At 37.4% G+C, this 20,176-nt stretch carries 21 protein-coding genes; 13 read left to right on the forward strand and 8 right to left on the reverse strand.

Annotated features, from left to right (window positions below; genetic code table 11):
- Window position 1: 1 nt before the first annotated feature.
- Window positions 2-862 (reverse strand): PHP domain-containing protein, encoded by an 861-nt coding sequence (locus AB4J89_RS04690; protein WP_311754755.1) that lies wholly within the window; start codon window positions 860-862, stop codon window positions 2-4.
- A gap of 306 nt (window positions 863-1,168) precedes the next feature.
- Between AB4J89_RS04690 and AB4J89_RS04695 the strand changes: the two genes are divergently transcribed.
- The 7 genes from AB4J89_RS04695 to AB4J89_RS04725 all read left to right on the forward strand — a co-directional run bounded on the left by AB4J89_RS04695 (window position 1,169) and on the right by AB4J89_RS04725 (window position 8,326).
- Window positions 1,169-2,746 carry an anthranilate synthase component 1 gene (locus AB4J89_RS04695; RefSeq protein WP_368468295.1) on the forward strand — a complete coding sequence of 526 codons (1,578 nt, stop codon included), beginning with the start codon at window positions 1,169-1,171 and terminating at the stop codon, window positions 2,744-2,746.
- Complete coding sequence (locus AB4J89_RS04700; RefSeq protein ID WP_109402903.1) at window positions 2,746-3,339, forward strand: aminodeoxychorismate/anthranilate synthase component II; 594 nt, start codon at window positions 2,746-2,748, stop codon at window positions 3,337-3,339. Before AB4J89_RS04695 ends, AB4J89_RS04700 begins: the two co-directional genes overlap by 1 nt.
- 1 nt (window position 3,340) lies before the next feature.
- Window positions 3,341-4,339 carry an anthranilate phosphoribosyltransferase gene (trpD, locus tag AB4J89_RS04705; RefSeq protein WP_088495706.1) on the forward strand — a complete coding sequence of 333 codons (999 nt, stop codon included), beginning with the start codon at window positions 3,341-3,343 and terminating at the stop codon, window positions 4,337-4,339.
- 4 nt (window positions 4,340-4,343) lie between these two features.
- Entirely contained in the window at window positions 4,344-5,699 is a 1,356-nt protein-coding gene (gene trpCF / locus AB4J89_RS04710; RefSeq protein ID WP_368468298.1) for a bifunctional indole-3-glycerol-phosphate synthase TrpC/phosphoribosylanthranilate isomerase TrpF, read from the forward strand.
- Window positions 5,700-5,738: 39 nt separating this feature from the next.
- Entirely contained in the window at window positions 5,739-6,929 is a 1,191-nt protein-coding gene (trpB, locus tag AB4J89_RS04715) for a tryptophan synthase subunit beta (protein ID WP_036937130.1), read from the forward strand.
- On the forward strand, window positions 6,929-7,735 hold the full coding sequence (trpA, locus tag AB4J89_RS04720) for a tryptophan synthase subunit alpha (protein WP_088495708.1): 807 nt from the start codon (window positions 6,929-6,931) through the stop codon (window positions 7,733-7,735). The genes trpB and trpA overlap by 1 nt, the downstream gene beginning before the upstream one ends.
- A 276-nt stretch (window positions 7,736-8,011) precedes the next feature.
- The gene (locus AB4J89_RS04725; RefSeq protein WP_088495709.1) at window positions 8,012-8,326 is read left to right on the forward strand and encodes a BON domain-containing protein; all 315 of its coding nucleotides are present in this window, start codon (window positions 8,012-8,014) and stop codon (window positions 8,324-8,326) included.
- A gap of 676 nt (window positions 8,327-9,002) precedes the next feature.
- Here the strand turns inward: AB4J89_RS04725 and ompW are convergent.
- The gene (gene ompW, locus AB4J89_RS04730) at window positions 9,003-9,650 is read right to left on the reverse strand and encodes an outer membrane protein OmpW (RefSeq protein WP_088495710.1); all 648 of its coding nucleotides are present in this window, start codon (window positions 9,648-9,650) and stop codon (window positions 9,003-9,005) included.
- Window positions 9,651-10,083: 433 nt separating this feature from the next.
- Here ompW and AB4J89_RS04735 point away from each other — a divergent pair, with 433 nt between their 5' ends.
- Window positions 10,084-10,857, forward strand: a complete 774-nt coding sequence (locus AB4J89_RS04735; RefSeq protein ID WP_088495711.1) for a YciC family protein — start codon at window positions 10,084-10,086, stop codon at window positions 10,855-10,857.
- 121 nt (window positions 10,858-10,978) lie between these two features.
- On the opposite strand, the gene AB4J89_RS04740 is transcribed toward AB4J89_RS04735, so the two are convergent.
- On the reverse strand, window positions 10,979-12,799 hold the full coding sequence (locus AB4J89_RS04740) for a SulP family inorganic anion transporter (protein ID WP_088495712.1): 1,821 nt from the start codon (window positions 12,797-12,799) through the stop codon (window positions 10,979-10,981).
- 309 nt (window positions 12,800-13,108) lie between these two features.
- Here AB4J89_RS04740 and AB4J89_RS04745 point away from each other — a divergent pair, with 309 nt between their 5' ends.
- On the forward strand, window positions 13,109-13,762 hold the full coding sequence (locus AB4J89_RS04745) for a septation protein A (protein ID WP_088495713.1): 654 nt from the start codon (window positions 13,109-13,111) through the stop codon (window positions 13,760-13,762).
- Between the two features lie 552 nt (window positions 13,763-14,314).
- Complete coding sequence (gene yciA / locus AB4J89_RS04750; protein WP_006536988.1) at window positions 14,315-14,746, forward strand: acyl-CoA thioester hydrolase YciA; 432 nt, start codon at window positions 14,315-14,317, stop codon at window positions 14,744-14,746.
- 143 nt (window positions 14,747-14,889) lie between these two features.
- Here yciA and tonB read toward each other — a convergent pair whose 3' ends face one another.
- Together tonB and AB4J89_RS04760 are read right to left on the reverse strand one after the other, a co-directional pair.
- Entirely contained in the window at window positions 14,890-15,603 is a 714-nt protein-coding gene (gene tonB, locus AB4J89_RS04755; RefSeq protein WP_088495714.1) for a TonB system transport protein TonB, read from the reverse strand.
- A 112-nt stretch (window positions 15,604-15,715) separates the two neighbouring features.
- Window positions 15,716-15,898, reverse strand: a complete 183-nt coding sequence (locus AB4J89_RS04760; RefSeq protein ID WP_036913581.1) for a YciY family protein — start codon at window positions 15,896-15,898, stop codon at window positions 15,716-15,718.
- Between the two features lie 305 nt (window positions 15,899-16,203).
- Here AB4J89_RS04760 and cls point away from each other — a divergent pair, with 305 nt between their 5' ends.
- The 3 genes from cls to AB4J89_RS04775 all read left to right on the forward strand — a co-directional run bounded on the left by cls (window position 16,204) and on the right by AB4J89_RS04775 (window position 18,363).
- Window positions 16,204-17,664, forward strand: a complete 1,461-nt coding sequence (gene cls, locus AB4J89_RS04765; RefSeq protein WP_088495715.1) for a cardiolipin synthase — start codon at window positions 16,204-16,206, stop codon at window positions 17,662-17,664.
- A 115-nt stretch (window positions 17,665-17,779) separates the two neighbouring features.
- Entirely contained in the window at window positions 17,780-18,103 is a 324-nt protein-coding gene (locus AB4J89_RS04770) for an HI1450 family dsDNA-mimic protein (protein WP_088495716.1), read from the forward strand.
- 62 nt (window positions 18,104-18,165) lie between these two features.
- Window positions 18,166-18,363 (forward strand): hypothetical protein, encoded by a 198-nt coding sequence (locus tag AB4J89_RS04775; protein ID WP_088495717.1) that lies wholly within the window; start codon window positions 18,166-18,168, stop codon window positions 18,361-18,363.
- Between the two features lie 89 nt (window positions 18,364-18,452).
- On the opposite strand, the gene AB4J89_RS04780 is transcribed toward AB4J89_RS04775, so the two are convergent.
- The 3 genes from AB4J89_RS04780 to AB4J89_RS04790 all read right to left on the reverse strand — a co-directional run bounded on the left by AB4J89_RS04780 (window position 18,453) and on the right by AB4J89_RS04790 (window position 20,002).
- Window positions 18,453-18,884 (reverse strand): carboxymuconolactone decarboxylase family protein, encoded by a 432-nt coding sequence (locus AB4J89_RS04780; RefSeq protein WP_311754750.1) that lies wholly within the window; start codon window positions 18,882-18,884, stop codon window positions 18,453-18,455.
- 197 nt (window positions 18,885-19,081) lie between these two features.
- Entirely contained in the window at window positions 19,082-19,375 is a 294-nt protein-coding gene (locus AB4J89_RS04785; RefSeq protein ID WP_088495719.1) for a hypothetical protein, read from the reverse strand.
- A gap of 171 nt (window positions 19,376-19,546) precedes the next feature.
- A complete protein-coding gene (locus AB4J89_RS04790) occupies window positions 19,547-20,002 on the reverse strand; it encodes a GNAT family N-acetyltransferase (RefSeq protein WP_088495720.1) in 456 nt (151 codons plus the stop codon).
- Between the last annotated feature and the right edge of the window lie 174 nt (window positions 20,003-20,176).

Consider the following 20,176-nt stretch of genomic DNA (forward strand, 5'->3'; position numbering starts at 1 on the left):
GTTACTCTTGCCATAGCGACCAAACGGGTTCGACGCCACTGGGTAACCATAAATTACGCCCCAATTCTATCCACGAGCAAGGGCGATGAAAATCAGAACCTAACGAAGCTTTTAACCCATAAAGTTGCGCTAATGCCGCGTGTTGTTCCCGTTCTTGTGGTGGTTGTTGGCATTGTGCCACTTCGATTGCGTCACCACCGAGTTGTTTAAAATAAAGCGTTAATCGTTTTAACCATTTAGAGGATAGACCATATCGTCCCGGATGCGCTAATACTGCGACCCCACCAGCTTTATGAATTGCCGTGACAGCGTCACCTATTGAACACCACTGTGGTGGTACATAGCCAGTTTTACCTTTCGCTAAATAACGTTTAAACACTTTATTAACCGAGGCTACATGCCCTTCATTCACGAGAAAACGGGCAAAATGACCTCGTGTAACTTGTCCACCATGCGCTAAGGCTTTTGCCCCTTCAAATGCATTTGCAATACCTGCTTTTTCTAATCGCTCACCTATCATTATCGCACGTGTTTCACGACATTGGCTTTGTGACGAAAGGAGCGCCTTCATTGCGTTATGGTTGATATCAATATTCAATCCAACAATATGGATTTCTATATTCTCCCACAAAGTCGATATTTCGACACCTGATATCAGGGTAAGAGGCAGATTTTTTTCTGCAATATAATCATTAGCAGGAGTAATCGCCGCCGTTGTATCGTGATCGGTAATCGCTAAGACATTAATCTGACGCTCTATCGCTCTATCAACCAATTCTTCTGGTGAAAGCTCGCCATCTGACGCGGTAGTGTGGCTGTGCAAATCATAAATCACTCTTAAATCAGATAGCACTTCGGTCATCGCTTCTCCCTTTTCATCTTAGCAAGATAATAATTTTTAAAGAGTATGCCATAAAGTACTTGACGAACCTAACGCAATCCAGTTTACTAGTACACAACACGAGCTAGTCTATTAACTTATTATCTGTCGTTAGCTGTAAGGAGATCTTATGAATACCAATCAACATCTTATCGCTCTTTGGTGGCGCAATACTCTTTTATGGGCGGTTTGATCTCCGGCTTTACGTCAGTGATATCTAAAACCCGCCTACGCGGGTTTTTTTATGCATTAAAAACGGTTAGTAAAAAATAATATAGAGCGATAATAATGAATACATCACTTGCATTCTCATTTAACACCAAGGCAACGCCACTGCCTTACCACAGCGAACCCGCTTTACTTTTCAATACATTATGTGAAAACAAGCATCACACATTATTGTTAGAATCTGCACAAGTTGACACCAAAGCAAACTTAAAAAGTTTGTTAATTGTTGATAGCGCATTGCGTATCAGTGCAGTAAAAAATCAAGTCACTATTGATGCATTAAGCGTTAATGGACAAGCTTTATTACCTGCATTAAAAATCGCACTAAAAGAAAAAGCTTTCTTAACACAAGAGAGCGATAAACAGTGTGTTTTTACTTTTTCATCACCTGTACAAGATATTGATGAAGAAAGTAAATTAAAATCAGCCAGCGTATTTGATGCGTTACGTTTCTTTCTTGCTAATAAAGACACTAAAGATGCTAATGCTATTTTTGTTGGCGGTTTATTTGCTTACGATTTAGTCAGTGGATTTGAACCTATTCCTGAGTTAGACACTGTTTTTTCATGTCCTGACTACTGCTTTTATTTGGCAGAACAATTAATCGTGATCGACCACCAAAATAAAGATAGTCAGTTAATTTCCATTGCGTTTACTGACGATAAAGCTGAGTGCCACCGCCTCACTGCGCGACAAACCGAATTAATTTCGCTGGCAAAACAACCATTAAAACACCCTATTCGCCGCGCTTTAACAGCAGCAGAGTCAACAATACAAGGCAATATGGATGATAAAGGTTATGGCGATATTGTTGAGGCAATGAAAACCTATATTCGTCGTGGTGATATTTTCCAAGTTGTTCCATCACGTCGCTTTCAAGTTGCTTGCCCTTCACCACTTGCCGCTTATCAAGTGTTGAAAGAGAAAAACCCAAGCCCTTATTTGTTCTATATGCAAGATGCCTTATTCACAGTATTTGGTGCATCACCAGAAAGCGCATTGAAATATCAAACAAGCGATCGACAAATTGAAATCTACCCAATTGCAGGAACTCGCCCAAGAGGACGTAATGCAGATGGTTCGATTAATGCAGATTTAGACAGTCGAATTGAACTTGAAATGCGCACTGATACGAAAGAGCTTTCTGAACATTTAATGTTAGTCGATCTGGCGCGTAATGATTTGGCACGTATTTGCCAAGCAGGCAGCCGTTATGTCGCAGAATTAACAAAAGTTGACCGTTACGCTTTTGTAATGCACTTAGTTTCAAGAGTCGTAGGCAAACTACGTGATGACTTAGATATTTTCCATGCTTATCAAGCCTGTATGAATATGGGAACGTTATCGGGCGCACCTAAAGTCAGTGCAATGCAACTAATTGCTCGTTATGAAAAAACAAAACGAGGTAGTTACGGTGGTGCCATCGGCTATTTTACTGGTGCAGGTGATTTTGATACTTGCATAGTTATTCGCTCTGCTTATGTTGAAAATAATATTGCCACTATTCAAGTCGGTGCTGGGATTGTGCTTGATTCAGATCCTCAAATGGAAGCTGAAGAAACACGCAATAAATCACAAGCAGTAATCAACGCTATTTTACAAGCTCATACAGATACACAACTGCAGGAGGCTTGCTAATGGCGACTATCTTACTGCTCGATAATATCGACTCATTTACTTATAACCTTGTTGATCAACTGCGTAGCCTTGGCAATAACGTTGTGATTTATCGCAATAGCGTCACTGCCGATTTTATTGAACAAAAACTACGTGAACTCGATAACCCGATTTTACTGTTATCTCCGGGACCAGGGGCACCTTCACAAGCAGGTTGTATGCCTGAATTGCTAAAACGTGTATTAGGCACATTACCTGTGATTGGTATTTGCTTAGGTCATCAAGCCATTATTGAGGCCTACGGCGGCAAAGTTTCTTCATGTGGAGAGATCTTACACGGCAAAGCGACATTAGCTGAGCACGATAATAGCGAAATGTTTGTGAATTTGCCTAACCCTTTACCCGTTGCTCGTTATCATTCGCTTTCAGGAGAACAAGTTCCAGAACAACTCATTATTAATGCTTGGTGCGATAACACTGTTATGGCGGTGCGTCACCGTCAACATAAAACTTGTGGTTTTCAGTTTCACCCAGAATCAATTTTAACCACAAAAGGCGCACAACTTTTAGAACAAACAATCGCATGGGCATTAACTCCTAAAGGAGACGCATAAAATGGAAACTATCTTCAATAAATTATTTAGCGCACAACAGTTAACATTAGAAGAAAGCCAAACACTGTTTAGCGCCATTATTCGCGGCGAGTTAACGGAATCACAATTAGCGGCAGTTTTGATCAGCATGAAAATGCGTGGTGAACATCCTCAAGAAATCGCTGGCGCAGCGCGTGCATTACTTGAAAATGCACAACCTTTTCCTCGCCCTGATTACACCTTTTGCGATATTGTCGGCACTGGGGGAGATGGTGCCAACAGCATTAATATTTCAACAGCAAGCGCATTTGTTGCGGCTGAAGTTGGTATCAAAGTGGCGAAACACGGTAATCGTAGCGTATCTAGTCGCTCGGGATCTTCCGACTTATTAGCGGCATTTGGTATCCCTTTAGACAGAAGTGCTGATGATGCACGCCAATTACTGGATGAAGTGGGTTTATGCTTTTTATTTGCACCTCAATATCATAGCGGTTTTCGTTTTGCCGCCCCTGTTCGCCAACAACTAAAAACACGCACATTATTTAATGTGTTAGGTCCTCTGATTAACCCTGCTCGCCCACCATTAGCGTTAATTGGTGTATATAGCCCAGAGTTATTGATGCCTATCGCAGATACATTAAAAGTTTTAGGTTATGAGCGTGCTGCTGTTGTTCACAGTGGCGGAATGGATGAAGTTTCACTACATGCGCCTACCCAAGTCGCTGAATTACGTAATGGCGAAATTACACGTTATGAACTCACACCAAGTGATTTTGGTCTTCGCCCTTGTGCCATTACTGATCTAGAAGGTGGTACACCTGAAGTAAATCGTCAATTATTGGCAGACTTACTACAAGGAGAAGGAAAAAGAGCACATACCGAATCTGTCGCCGCTAATGTCGCTTTATTAATGCGTTTACATGGGCAAGAGGATTTAAAAATGAATACTGAAGTTGCTATGCACGCCATTTATAGCGGTAAAGCAATAAATCGTGTAACTGCATTAGCAGCAAGAGGATAAGAGCATGACTGTATTAAACGCCATTGTAAAAGATAAAGCTGAATATCTGATTGCACGTAAAACAAACCAACCATTATCAGAATTTGTGCAACAAATAGTGCCATCAACACGTTCGTTTTATCAGGCATTAACTCAGCCTAATACTGTTTTTATTTTAGAGTGTAAAAAAGCATCACCCTCAAAAGGTTTAATTCGTGCTGATTTTGATCCTGCGACGATTGCAAAAATTTATCAGCCTTATGCAGCTGCTATTTCTGTATTAACTGATGAAAAATATTTCCAAGGGAGCTTTGATTATTTACGTCAAGTCAGCCAAGCGGTTCATCAACCCGTTTTGTGTAAAGACTTTATTATTGATGAATACCAAATCTATTTAGCGCGTTTTTATCAAGCAGATGCCATTTTATTAATGCTTTCTGTCTTAGATGATGAGCAATATCGTGCGCTATCAGCCGTTGCTCATCAATTAAATATGGGTGTATTAACCGAAGTAAGCACAGAAGAAGAGCGTCAGCGTGCCATCAATCTTAATGCCAAAGTCATCGGTATTAACAATCGTGATTTGCGTGATCTCTCTATCGATTTAGCTCGTACCCAGCAGTTAAGCCAAGGATTGCCCAAAGATGCAATCGTGATCAGTGAGTCAGGTATTCATACCCACCAGCAAGTTCAAGAGCTAAGCCAATATGCTAATGGTTTTCTGGTAGGCAGTGCTTTAATGTCACAAGACAATATCGACCAAGCAGTGAGAGCACTAGTTTTGGGAAAGCATAAAGTGTGCGGGTTAACTCGTACACAAGATGTAAAAGCGGTTTATCAAGCAGGTGCTTATTATGCAGGGTTGATTTTCGCAGAAAAATCTCCGCGTAAGGTGACATTGTCACAAGCAAAAGAGTTAATAGCACAAGCTCCCTTAGCGTTTGTGGGCGTGTTTCAAAATCAACCTATTGAGCTTATTTGCGACTATGCCGAAAAACTTAATTTATCTGCCATTCAATTACATGGACAAGAAGATGCGCAATTTATTGAGCAACTTCACCAGAAAATCCAACCTAATTGTGAAATTTGGCAAGCGATAAATATGGCAAACCATGCTGATATTCACCCCGTTGCACTCGTTAATAAATATGTACTTGATAACGGAACAGGTGGCACAGGAACAACGTTTAATTGGCAAAAAATTCCTAATACATTACGTGAAAAAGCATTACTTGCAGGTGGTCTTAACAGTGAAAACTGTTTAGATGCGGTTAAAACAGGCTGTATCGGGCTTGATTTTAACTCTGGAGTAGAATCGGCTCCTGGCATAAAAGATACGCAACGTCTGAACCAAGTATTTGCACAATTACAGCTAAACTAAATTTCACAAAGATAAAATTTTAAACAGGATGACATCACAATGAGAAAACTTAACCCCTACTTTGGCGAATTTGGTGGCCAATATGTACCTGAAATCTTAATTCCTGCATTGGATCAACTCGAACAAGCTTTTATTGATGCACAAAACGATCCGTCATTTCAGCAAGAATTCCAAGATTTATTAAAAAATTATGCGGGCAGACCAACGGCATTAACACTTTGCCGTAATTTAACAGAAGGCACTCGAACTCGTTTATATCTAAAACGTGAAGATTTACTACATGGTGGCGCTCATAAAACTAACCAAGTACTAGGTCAGGCCTTGCTAGCAAAACGTATGGGTAAAACAGAAATTATTGCAGAAACAGGTGCTGGTCAACACGGAGTTGCAACCGCTTTAGCCTGCGCACTGCTTAATATGAAATGTCGTATCTATATGGGTGCAAAAGACGTCGAACGTCAATCACCTAACGTATTTCGTATGCGCTTAATGGGTGCAGAGGTTATTCCTGTTCATAGTGGTTCATCTACCTTAAAAGATGCCTGTAATGAGGCATTACGTGACTGGTCTGGTTGTTACGACCGCGCTCACTACTTGTTAGGAACAGCAGCGGGTCCTCACCCTTATCCAACAATTGTTCGTGAATTTCAACGCATGATTGGTGATGAAGCCAAAGCACAAATTCTAGAGCGTGAAGGCCGTCTACCTGATGCCGCTATCGCTTGTATTGGCGGTGGCTCTAATGCTATCGGTTTATTTGCTTCCTTTATTCCAGAAACTTCAGTGCAATTGATTGGTGTTGAACCTGCGGGTAAAGGTATTGAAACCGGTGAACATGGTGCCCCACTGAAACATGGTAAATTAGGGATCTATTTTGGCATGAAATCCCCAATTATGCAGACAGATGAAGGACAAATTGAAGAGTCATATTCAATTTCAGCAGGTCTTGATTTCCCATCTGTCGGACCTCAGCACGCACATTTAAATAGTATTGGTCGTGCGGATTATGTTTCTGTTACCGATGATGAAGCCATTGAAGCATTTAAAGCACTTTCTCGCCGTGAAGGGATTATTCCAGCTTTAGAATCTTCTCATGCATTGGCTTATGCACTGAAATTAATTGCACAAAATCCTGACAAAGAACAGTTATTAATCGTGAACTTATCCGGTCGTGGCGATAAAGATATTTTTACTGTAAACGATATTTTAGCAGCAAGAGGAGAAATCTAATGAGCCGTTATCAAGTATGCTTTGAAGCATTAGCACAAAAACAGCAAGGCGCATTCGTTCCTTTTGTCACATTAGGTGATCCTTCTCCTGAGCTGTCATTACAAATAATTGATGCATTAATTGAAGGTGGCGCAGATGCATTAGAGATTGGTATTCCATTTTCCGATCCACTTGCTGATGGCCCTACCATTCAAGGTGCTAATTTACGAGCACTGAATGTAGGTGTAACTCCTACTGATTGCTTTGCACTTTTAGCAAGCGTACGTAAAAAACATCCTAATATTCCTATTGGTCTATTGGTTTATGCCAACCTTGTTTTTAGTAATGGTATTGATAATTTTTATGGTAAATGCGAACAAGCCGGTGTGGATTCCGTCTTAATTGGTGATGTACCTCTGCGTGAATCAAAAGAGTTCCGTGAAGCAGCGCAACGCACCAATATCAGCCCTATTTTTATTTGCCCACCTAATGCTGACGATGAACTTTTACAAGAATTAGCGGCATCAGGTAAAGGTTATACCTATTTGTTATCAAGAGCTGGTGTAACAGGAACGGATAAACGTGCAGAACAATCACTGACACATCTTACTGACAAACTAAAAACCTATAATGCTCCTCCGGCATTACAAGGATTTGGAATTTCAGAGCCTAAACAAGTGAAAGAAGCGATTGCAAATGGCGCGGCTGGCGCAATTTCAGGCTCAGCGGTTGTTCAAATTATTGAGAAAAACCTACACCAGCCAGATATCATGCTTAAAGCGCTCACTCAATTTGTTAAAGAAATGAAAGCGGCAACCATTGCCTAACCTTCCTATTTGATCCGCTTTAGAAGGATAGCTTGCTATTTTTCTAAGCGGATTACTCTGAAATCCACACTAATTAACTCACGCTTTTTATTACCTATTTTGCTGCTTAACCCGCATAAAATGGTGCAATGTTCCCTATTCACTTATTTCAAGAGACTTGAACTGTACTGATAAAAATTTGGCAAAATTTTGTTTTTTTGCACATACTTTATAAAGCGCTTTATATTTTTCTTTCAGAAATTCTCAATCAATAATGTGATTAAAAGGAGTTTGATGATGAAACTATGGGCAAAAATATCCGCTGTTATGGCAGCGTTACTTATGGCGTTTACCTTATCTGCATGTTCACCTACTGCAACATCAGAAGGTACAGGGGGTTATTTTGATGACTCCGTGATCACCACCAAAGTTAAGACCGCACTAATAGGTGAAAAAAATCTTAATTCAACACAAATTAGCGTCGAGACATTTAAGGGTAAAGTTCAACTAAGTGGTTTTGTCTCTTCTCAAGCGGATGCTAATCGAGCCATTGAAGCAACACGCAAAGTTACTGGTGTAAAAGGCGTTATCAACTCAATGGTTATTCGCTGATCCCCTCTTTATTCTAGTCTTCCTTTAGCCTTACTTTTTAGACCACCATTTCGGTGGTCTTTTTTTGCCAAGTATTTCACTCTTGGCATTCACTTTTATCATAAAGCAGATCAATTTTTATAAAAAACGCCAATAGATTAAAAAAAGGTTATTTTTTCCTAGCCTTAATAACCGTTCATAAAAAGAGCAATACAAAAGAATAACTAATCATTTACTGATTGAAATTTAATCTTCATGTTTTTATAAATATGCCCTATCTTAAACCCTTTTTATTCTTCTTTTATTTCTTTCTATCTCTTGATAGATAAAGCACTTTTACTAAAATCAAATTAAAGATGCATTTTAAATACATCTATTTAATACTCTCCTTTCTTTATTAAAAGCTCGTTAGTCTTTAATAAAGAAAAATACTCTTTCTTATCTTATTAAGATGGTGTAAATAAAAGATATATATAAAATACATCTTTCTTATTATTTTAATATTAAATGTTTTATTTAAAATACATCTTTTTCTATTTATCTCTATTTTTAATTACCCATAAATAGTGTATTCAACAATAAACTAGAGACTTTATATAATCTAAAAGTGAAAGGCTTTATTCGAATTTAAAAAACAAAAAAAAGCGAAGATAATCTTCGCTTTTCATTATGAGATATTCTTTTAAAGAAAGAATAATTAGAAACGGTAACCCACACCAAACATAAATACAAATGGGTCTAAACGTGTTTTTACGTCAAAGTCTTTATTAGCAACTTCACTGTTGAATCTTGCTTTTGTTTCGATGTTCATCCACCAAACAGAAGCATTCAGCATCCAGTTTTTATCGAGGTTATAATCTAAACCTGCTTGTGCTGCAAAGCCCCATGAATCCTTAAGATCAAGTCCATTTAAACCTAAACCATCAACAGCTGGGTTATTATTGAATTTCTCATCAAAGAACGTGGTAAAGTTAAGACCTGCACCTAAATAAGGACGTAATTTATCTTCTGCATTACCGAAGTAGTATTGCGCCATTAATGTTGGTGGTAAATGTTTAACTTTTGCAATTTCGCCAACACCAGTTAATGCGATTTTATGCTCAAATGGTGTAGCTGCTAATAATTCAACGCCGATATTATCGGTGATCATATACCCAAAGGTTAAACCTAATTGAGTATTATTATTTACTTCAAAATGGTCGCCACCTAATATTGCATCAGAGCCTGCATTTGGACGAACAGTTGCAGTACCCGCACGGAATAAAAAATCACCCGCTTGGTGAGCGAAAGAAATAGAAGGCGCAAGAGTTGCAGCCGCTAAAATAAGCGCAGAAAGTTTTTTCATTATTTAACCCATTCCTGTAATAAGTAAAATCTCCGCTAAAAATATAACCATTTATCAATAATTATGATCTAATACCGATCACAACTTTGGAATTATTTTTGCAGAAAGTGTTATTTCTCTTTTTATTATTTATCAATGCGATTATTTATAATTGATCCACATCAAATTACTCATTAATACAATTTTTTCTTATAATTAAATTTATTCTTAGTAATATTTTTTGAATAAAAAACATCCTAAAAAGATATATTTAAAAATAAAGTTATTTTTATGTTAAAGTGATGTTTGTTTTATTTTAAATACTGAGGGATATTTTGATTATTGCCATCAAGAAAAAACTAAATAAGAGAAGTAAGAGAAAATATCCCTTTTTGCTGTTGTAGAAGGTACAATAGCGCGCATTGACACAGTCTATTTTTATAGGAGCAGTTTCATGCCTACCACGGCACGCACAATCTACCGAGACAGTCTGAATTTTTATAAGAATGAACGACGTAGCATTGTTACTCTTTCCGCTATCCTTGCTGTTGTTTTAGCGATAGTTCATGTCTTAATTGGCCCTAATCCTCAAGAATACCAATTGATGATTGAATTTGTGGCTAATTTTAAAAATACACAGCTTTCTTCTACTTCTCCTGCTGAATTAGAAGCAATGTCAAACAGTGTCGTGGGTATCGCCAAAAAAGTGTTATCACTATATGCATTTGAAACACTACAGCAAAGCATCTTAGTTCTAACCTTATTGATGTTCACTATGGCGATCTCTACAGGTCACAATGTCACCCTAGGTCAAACATTTAACGCCTGTTTACCTCGCTTACCAAAAATGTTTTTACTGATTGTTCTGTGCTCTATTTTAATTAGCGCAGGTTTTATGGTGATGATTATTCCTGGCATCATTTTGCTAATTGGTTTTGCATTAGCGCCCGTTGTCTTAGTGCGCCAACAAAATATGGGAAGTGCAATACGTTTAGGTTGGAAGATTGGGTTTAGTGAGTCTGGCTCCCTTATTCCTGCTTTAGGTATTTGGATCTTATTGCAGTTTGGTATTGGCTTTGTGAGCAATCTTACAATTCAACTACCTGATCTTGTCCATAACTTCTTATTCTATTTTCTGAAAAATATGGCTTCAGCTTGGCTGATTATCTACCTATTTCGTTTGTTTATGTTGGTTGAAAACAAATACACAACACAACAAACACGCTAGTTTATTCAACACATAGCGACCTACAAAATTGACCAATAAAAAAATCCCGTGTATAAGCTAACAACTTATCACGGGATTTTGCTTTTTATTCATCACTACTCGTAAAACTTAACCAAAATACTTAAGGTGTTGATGTATGGCTCTCTATCGGTACGTCTAATATCGCGTCTTCGTTATTCTCGGTTTCTTGGCTTTCAGCTTCTTGCTTTAGTGCCTCTTTTCGTGCTTCTTTCTGTTTTTCTTTGATTTGCTGTCGGCTTTGATACAGTCGGATCACAAAATAGAGATCAGGGGCGATAATTAAGTCATCTTCATTTAGTGAAATTCTGTTACGTTCAATCCAGCGATTTAATTCTGTTCTGCGCCCTGCTAAAACCAATTTCACGCCTTTTATTCGCAGTTCCCGTATTAGTTCATCAATAGCAGCAAACACGCTGACATCGTCATAGGTAAAGCTTACAGCTGCATCCACGGCTAACCATGCTGGTCGTTGAGGCGCGCTATCAACAAGTTGAAGTACCCGCTTTTTAAAATAACCCACATTAAAATAAGTTAGCGGTGAATTAAAACGATACATCATTAAACCATCGATAGGCTCAATACCATTATCCTTATTCATTGAATGAACCATACCCTGTTCATCAACACCCAATAGTTGATCACTTGGTCGAAAAACAATGCGCAAGAATTGTAATAAACCTAATAAAACTGCAAAACCAATACCGTTAATCAGCCCTGCTAATAACACGGCTAATAAGGTGAATGATGCCAATGTAAATGCTTGTTTATTACGTTTACGATAAGACCAAATATGACGAATGCTCAGCAATGACCATGAAGATACGATCAACACAATTCCTAGTGAAGATAATGGAATATAGGCAAGAAAATCGGTCATAAATAACAGAACGAGTAAAATAACCAGAGCTGCAATAATAGAAACTAATTGTGTTTTACCACCAACAGAATCATTGACTGCGGTACGACTACTTGCTGCACTTACAGCAAATCCTTGAGAAAGCGCTGCCGCAATATTAGCAATACCTAATGCTTTTAATTCTTGGTCTGCATCGACATCATAACCATTTTTGCTGGCAAAACTGCGGGCGGTCATCATAAAACTCACGAAGCTAATAACTGCCAAGTTTATAGATGGAACTAACAATTCTCTCAAGACACCCGGATGAAATCCTGTCATGGATACAACAGGTAAAAACAAATCAACATTTCCTGCATCTTTATCTACGATAGCAATACCAAAGCTTGCTAAATCAAATTGCCAGCTAAGATAAGTCATCACAACCATGGCGATTAATGGTGCTGGCCATCGGCTACGAAAATAACGAATACCCAATAATAAGGCGAGTGTTATCCCTGACATCAATACTGTAGGTAGATGTGCATCCATTAAGCGAAACGGGACTTCAATTAATTTTTCAATTAAATGATCTGGAGAAGTGTCAAAACCAAATACTTTACTAATTTGTCCCACCATAATGGTGATCGCAACACCATTTAATAGTCCTTGAAGGATCGGGCGAGACAGAAAATCAGTAAAAGCCCCCAATCGAAAGTGGCTGGCTAAAATACACCAAAAACCCGTCATTGCCGTCATGATAATTGCAAGTTGCCATCGTGTATTTTCATCACCCGCAGATAATGGAATAACAACCGCTGCAATAACGGCGCACGTTGCAGCATCAGGCCCCGTAATTAATTGGCGAGAAGTACCAAATAATGCATAAATGATCATGGGGAAAATACAGGCATATAATCCAACAATCGGATTAATCCCTAATAATTCGGTATAAGCAATTGCGACTGGCAATGCAACGGCAGCAACAGAAAGCCCTGCTTTTAAGTCATAGCCAAAATAATCACGCTTATAATTAAACAGTAAGCCTAATCCTGGCATCCATTTTATTATTCTTTTTCCGTTCATTGATTTCCTCTTATCAGAAATACTTTTTTATTTATGCATTCATCAAAAAGTGGCGGGAGATAATGATGAGTTAATGAATCATATACTAGTGCAATATTTAAATCCTCTTTCATAACTCAAGCTTGCGTTTTAATTTTACATAAATGCAATTACGTTGATTTTTCATTGAGTTATTTCAGATAAAAATAACGTTTTTTGTATAAATTAACACTATGTCGTTAAAGATATGCAATTGTTTACCCATTTTCTGTCGCTTTGCATTAGAATAGCCAAGTTTATGAATTTAATTACCATAGGTTCCTATCTGTTATGAAAAATGGCTGGCTTAAGCAATTACTTGATTTTGCTCCACTATTAGTATTTTTTATCTTCTATAAATGGCAAGATATTTTCTATGCTTCAGGTGCATTAATTATCGCGACGTGGATCTCAGTCGGCTTGACATGGCTTATTTTCCATAAAGTTGAGAAAGCGCCGCTCATTACCGCCATTGTGGTCACTATTTTTGGCTCATTAACTATATTCTTCCATTCTGCCGATTTTATTAAATGGAAAGTGACGGCTATTTATGCCATTTTTGCCATCGTTTTAATTGGAATGCAGTTATTTACGCCAAAAACGCTAATGGAAAGAATGTTAGGTAAAGAGCTTGCAATGCCACCTGCAAATTGGAAGAAACTCAATATTGCATGGGTGATTTTCTTTTTTGCTTGTGCTCTTGGTAATATTTATGTGGCATTTTCTTTGGCGGAAGAGACTTGGGTTAATTTTAAAGTCTTTGGCTTAACTATTTTGACCTTTGCCTTTACTATCGCCAGTGTGGTTTATATCTGGAATAACCGTTTACCAGAAGAACAAACTGAAGACGAAGCCACAAAAAATAGTGAACACGAATTATCAGATGATATGGCAAAACAAGCATCTAAACCGACATCACACGATGCTCATTCAAAATCTGAATAATCATTTTTATTTTATTGGGAGATGTGTGCTCTAAATACCTCAAGTGCAACTATTAGAGTATAACCAGTAGATACTCTTATTTGAGTATGGCCAGTAGATATTCTTATTTGAGTATAGCCAGTAGATACTCTTACTTGAGTATAGCCAGTAGATACTCTTGTTTGAGTATGGCTAGTAGATACTCTTATTTGAGTATAGCCAGTAGATACTCTTGTTTGAGTATGGCTAGTAGATACTCTTATTTGAGTATGGCTAGTAGATACTCTTATTTGAGTATAACCAGTAGATACTCTTATTTGAGTATGGCTAGTAGATATTCTTATTTGAGTATAGCCAGTAGATACTCTTACTTGAGTATAGCCAGTAGATACTCTTGTTTGAGTATGGCTAGTAGGTACTCTAAATAATTTAAGTTGTAGTTAGGCGGCAAGCGAATGAGTCGCTAGGAGCATACATAAGTATGTGACTAGTGCGAATGAGTGCAGTCAACAACGCTACAGCTTAAAGTATGACGAGTAAGTTTCAACATTATTTACAGATACTTTATATCCCATGACTGAACAACAATCTTTGCCTAATGGTGAGCTCGTTTTACGTACCCTTGCCATGCCTGCTGATACTAACGCCAATGGTGATATTTTCGGTGGCTGGTTAATGTCTCAAATGGACATCGGTGGTGCAATTTTAGCGAAAGAAATTGCTTTAGGTCGTGTCGTTACTGTAAGCGTAACGGGCATTACCTTTCTTAAACCTGTCGCTGTTGGCGATGTCGTTTGTTGCTATGCGCGTTGCTTAAAAACAGGTAACTCTTCAATTACTGTTAATATTGAAGTCTGGGTTAAGAAAGTCGCCACAGAGCCTGTTGGTCAACGTTATCGTGCAACAGAGGCAGTATTTACCTACGTTGCCGTTGATGAGAACAATTCTGCTCGTCGCTTACCTGAAGGTAAAGCACATTTCACGCTAACAAGTACAATGGAATAAAACACCATTACGACAATTCGATTACAACGAATAGCGTGAAAGCATTAAAAATTGAAACTAAAAAAGGCACTTATTAAAGTGCCTTTTATTTATCTGGTATCAAATAGTGATATTGCTTTATTTAACTGCCTAATTGATAAAAATCAGCTTGCTGAGATCCCTGTCATTTTGAATTCAATCAGAACCACTTTTCCTTTATAAGGAATTTTTTCATAACGCCATTGGCGCATTGCTCTTTTTACTTCGCGCTCAAACACGTTTTTGGGATCAGCAGAAATAATTTCTACATTATCAACTCTTCCATCAGCATCAACATCAAAACGAACTTTAATTGAACCTTCCATCCCCACAGCTCGTGCTCGTGATGGATATTCAGGTAAACCTTGGCGTACTACATTCGGCACTTTACCTTCACCACTACTTGCCACTGCAACCGGTTTTTCATCGCCTTTATCACTTGGCTTTGCTGTCGGGTTAAGATTTTTGAGATCATTACCTTTATTAACAACTAAAGGTTGTGGTCGCTCAACAGGCGGTTTCGGTTTGTCCACAGGTTTTGGCTTAGGTTTCGGCTTTGGTTCTGGTTTTTTCTCTATTGGTTTTTCAATAATAGGTTTTACATCAGGAATAGGTTCTGGCTCAGGCTCAGGTTCAACAACCGGCTCAGGTTCTGGAGGAGTAACTTCTTCAACCACAGGTTCTGGTTCGCCAGCAGGCTCATCTGCTGCAAATGCTAACATCTGTATAGAGATAGGCTCAGGTGTAACTGGCTTATCTTCTACAACATATAACATCGCAGCCGCAACAAGTGAGGCATGTAGACAAAGTGATATGAGTACCCAAAGCTTCCAACGCATAACTGATCTTATTTCACCTAAAGAAAAAATATGCCCCTAGTTTAAATGCAAATAGCAATCATATTCAATAACGTTTAGTAAAATGATTGATATTAGCCGCTAAAAAGTGAAATTATGAGTTCCATTCTATGTGTTGTACAAATAAAAGTGCTCTATGTTTTCTAGAAGTATCAAGTTTACGCAGTTTATAAATTCGGAAATTACGACGAGATTGTCCTTCTAACCATCGACGTCGTTTACGTATAGCTTGTCTCATCATACGCCAACGAGCTACTTCAGTCCTACTGTGTCTCATGCTATCAGCACCTATTTTTTCGAATAAGTGGACTATTATAAGACGTTCATTTTGTGATCCAAGAGGTGATTTATGATTTGCTTGAATTTCATCCATTATTTGAGCATTTCTCACAAAGAAAAAATGAATAAAGAGTTGTATCTTATTGCTTATTTAATGCTTATCTTTTAAGAAAGAGATTTGACAGAGATAATAATCCTGATTTAATAACAACATTCGGCAAATAACAAAAATAATGAACTATTTTTAGTAAATTGCCTTTAGCTTATCCATGCAATTCATTTTCAACGGAAAATAGCTCTACTATGACAACATTTTATACTGTATTAAGTTGGCTAACCTTTTTCTTCTATTGGCTATTAATTGCGGGGGTCACATTTCGTGTCTTAATGCACCGACGACCTGTTACATCAACAATGACATGGCTATTGATCATCTACATCCTACCATTAGTCGGGGTTATTGCGTATTTTGCTTTTGGTGAATTACACCTAGGAAAGCGACGTGTTGAACATGCTAAGCAGATGTGGCCTTCTGTTGTTGCGTGGCTTGAAGACTTGAGAAAATGTAAGCATATCTTTGCGACAAGCACGAGCGATGTTGCTACGCCTCTTTTCCAATTAACGGCTAAACGCCAAGGTATTAAAGGTGTTAAAGGTAACAAGATTGAACTTTTAACCACCTGTGAAGATTCGCTTAATTCAATTACACGCGATATTAATAATGCCCGTGATAATATTGAAATGGTTTTCTATATTTGGCAATCAGGTGGTTTAGTCGATGAAGTAACCGACGCCTTAATTAGAGCCGCTAAACGAGGTGTAAAATGCCGAGTCATGGTTGACTCTGCGGGTAGTTGGAATTTTTTCCGTACTAACGGCCCAGATGTAATGAGAGCCGCCGGTATTGAATTTGTTGAATCACTGCATGTTAATTTATTCCGTTTCTTCTTACGTCGCATGGATTTGCGCCAACATCGAAAAATCGTATTAATTGATAATTATATTTCCTACACAGGAAGTATGAATATGGTTGATCCTCGTTATTTCAAGCAAGATTCCGGTGTAGGTCAATGGATTGATATTATGGTCAGAATGGAAGGCCCTGTCTCGACCACATTAGGTATGATTTATGCCTTTGACTGGGAAATGGAAACCGGTGAACGCCATTTACCACCTCCTCCTGATGATAATATTATGCCTTGTGAACAAGAAAGCGGCCATACAACACAAGTCATCGCCTCAGGACCAGGTTTTCCTGATGAGCTAATTCAACAATCACTTATTACAGCCATTTACTCTGCAAGAAAAGAATTAGTACTGACAACACCTTATTTTGTACCTAGCGATGATCTTGCCCATGCAATCTCAACCGCTGCAATGCGAGGTGTTAATGTGAGTATTATCGTTCCTCGTAGCAATGATTCATTCCTTGTACGTTGGGCAAGCCGAGCATTTTTTACAGAAATGCTTGAAGCAGGTGTAAAAGTCTTTCAGTTTGAAGATGGTTTATTACATACCAAAAGCGTGATGGTTGATGGGCAGCTCAGCATGGTAGGTTCAGTTAACCTTGATATGCGTAGCTTATGGTTAAACTTTGAAATTACTGTTGTCATTGATGATGAAGGCTTTGGTAGTGATTTAAGCATTGTCCAATACGATTATATTGCCCGATCGACAGAATTAACCATGGATGAATGGGAAAAACGACCATTCTTAAATCGTGTATTAGAGCGTATCTGTTATTTCTTTAGTCCTCTGCTATAACAGAAATGTTATAATCAAAAGACTACTAAAAACTAGCAACAGATAACCGTGCTAAATTAGTAAAAATGCGATACAAATAACGCGATAATTATTGGAACAATAGACAGGCATTACCATGAATGAACCAACCTTAATCAGTGAAGACGATGCTTTAGAACAAGCTTATGATCTATTTTTAGCCCAAGCAGCGGACAATTTGGATGTTGCAGACCAATTATTGTTTAACCTGCAATTTGAAGAAAGAGGCGCAGCTGAAGTGGTTCCATTAGGTAATGATTGGCAATTTATTGTTGGTCTGCCTGTCACATCTGCCCGTTTTAGCGAAGTAATTATTGGCCTCGCTCCAGACGATGAATCCGATATAGATGATATTTTTGGTCGAGTCCTAATTAGTCGAGATCCGTTACAACCTATGTTCCATATTATTTGGAAATCATAATCACTTTTATCTTCACCTGCTTATATTTTAGCGGGTGATTTTTTATTTCAGCGCGAAATAAAATGAGTGAAAGTAACTTTATCATTGATGCTATCTTTACCTTAGCTTTCTTTGGTGCATTTTACTGGTATATCTGCGTAGCTATTATTATCGTAATGCTTTACGCCACAATAAAAACACAAAAAACGTTATTTCGTATCTTATTTATACTTATTGCTTTAATTTTTTCTTATTTACCCTTTATGCAATATCTTTGGTAAAAATTCAGCCTAAAAAATTAAAAGCGCTCCATCAGCGCTTTTCTCTTTATCATTATTTAATGATATATAATTTGTGTAGATAATACTCATTACTGACGCAAACTCACAGCAATACGATTAAAGGCATTCATTAACCCAATTGCCAATGTCAGATCACTCATTTCTGTATCTGTAAAATACGTTTTAACCTGCTGATAAATATTATCATCAGTGCTTTTTGCTGAAATATTACTGACTGCCTCTGCCCATAATAATGCAGCTTGCTCTTTATCAGTAAAACGTTCACTCACTTGCCAACCATTTAGTGCATCTAACTTATTTTGAGCAACACCATGATTACGCAATGAGTTATTATGCATCTCCAAACAAAAAGCGCAGCCATTAATTTGAGACACTCTTAAATAGACAAGCTCAATCAACGTTATATCCAATGAACTACCTTCTAGCGCGGTTTTACATTGAATTAAACCAGCATAAGCTTTAGGACTGAGTTTTGGGTAAGATAAGCGAAGCTTTGACATAATTTCCTCACAATTCACAATAAAGATAAACCCACAACCAACTGTATATAAAAACAGTAATAATATATTCAATTTATAGAGATAGGTTTATCAATTTTGTGGTATTTGCTTTTTGAGGCAATGATCTTCAGTATAAGTAACTTAATTTACTATTTATTCTTTATTAAATTATAGTCACTTATTACGCGTAATAACTGCTACTCAAAGCATTTAGATGAATGAGCAATAGTTAAAAACATTGTGCCTTCTCTTGTGAGTGTACTGTCTTGCTTTATGGGTGGTGATTTGACCATTCTATCTATTTCAGTTGAAGAAAATTTACCACTCGCTTCATTATAAAAACATAAACATTGATCTTTGCTCACATTACTGTAGACATTTAATGTATTCATACAATATTCAATAACTTTATTTTCTTGTGATTCAGAACAAGCAGGCAGTAAAGATAACGATAAAAATAAAGATAAAATAACAATTAAGTTTTTTTTCATAACCATGCCACTATTGTGTTAAATTTATTTAATTATGAAAAAATTATTTCATTAAAGCAGGGAAATTATTACGATATAAATCAAATTTAAGTGGATAATTATTATTTACATAAGATAAATAGAGAGTTTTTTTACTTTTCTCCCTATTTTTCATCTTTAATATTTCTTCATTTAGTATTTATACTTATTTTTATTTAATTTTAAATGTAGCAACGGGAAAGGATTGCCTTGTCCATCTAATTCAGAACGCCCTATTTGCTCAAATCCAATATAAAAATAAAAGCCAATTGCTTGAGGATTTTGTTCATTTACATCTAATTCATCAACATGCAGGGTATTTATCGCGAAAGTTGTAAGCAATTTACCACACCCATGCCCTCTAGAATTTGCGTCGACAAAAAGCATTTCTAACTTATTTTCTGCTGTACCTAAGATCCCGTGAATAACATTATTATCATCTATCGCAATATAGGTATTAAGCATAGGGAAATACTGTTCTACAATATCTTTTTTAAGCGACAAGATGATATCTTCAGATAGAAATGTATGTGTAGCTCTAACTGATGATCCCCAAACTGCAATCATTTCATCATAGTGCAAAGGCTCTGCTTTTATTATAGTTAGCATTCGTTCCTCTCCATAAAATATGGCATCTTAAAGATCTTTTATTGACAGTCAAGCCACTCGAATAAAAAATACACATATTGTGTATATTAAATAAGTTTTGATAAGTCAAAATCCAAAATATAGCGATTAGAGTTTATATTCCTCTAAAGAAAAAAGGTCACATAACGTGACCTC

The sequence above is a fragment of the Proteus sp. STS61-E genome, from assembly GCF_040932335.1.
In the GTDB taxonomy this organism is placed as follows: Bacteria; Pseudomonadota; Gammaproteobacteria; order Enterobacterales; family Enterobacteriaceae; genus Proteus; species Proteus mirabilis_B.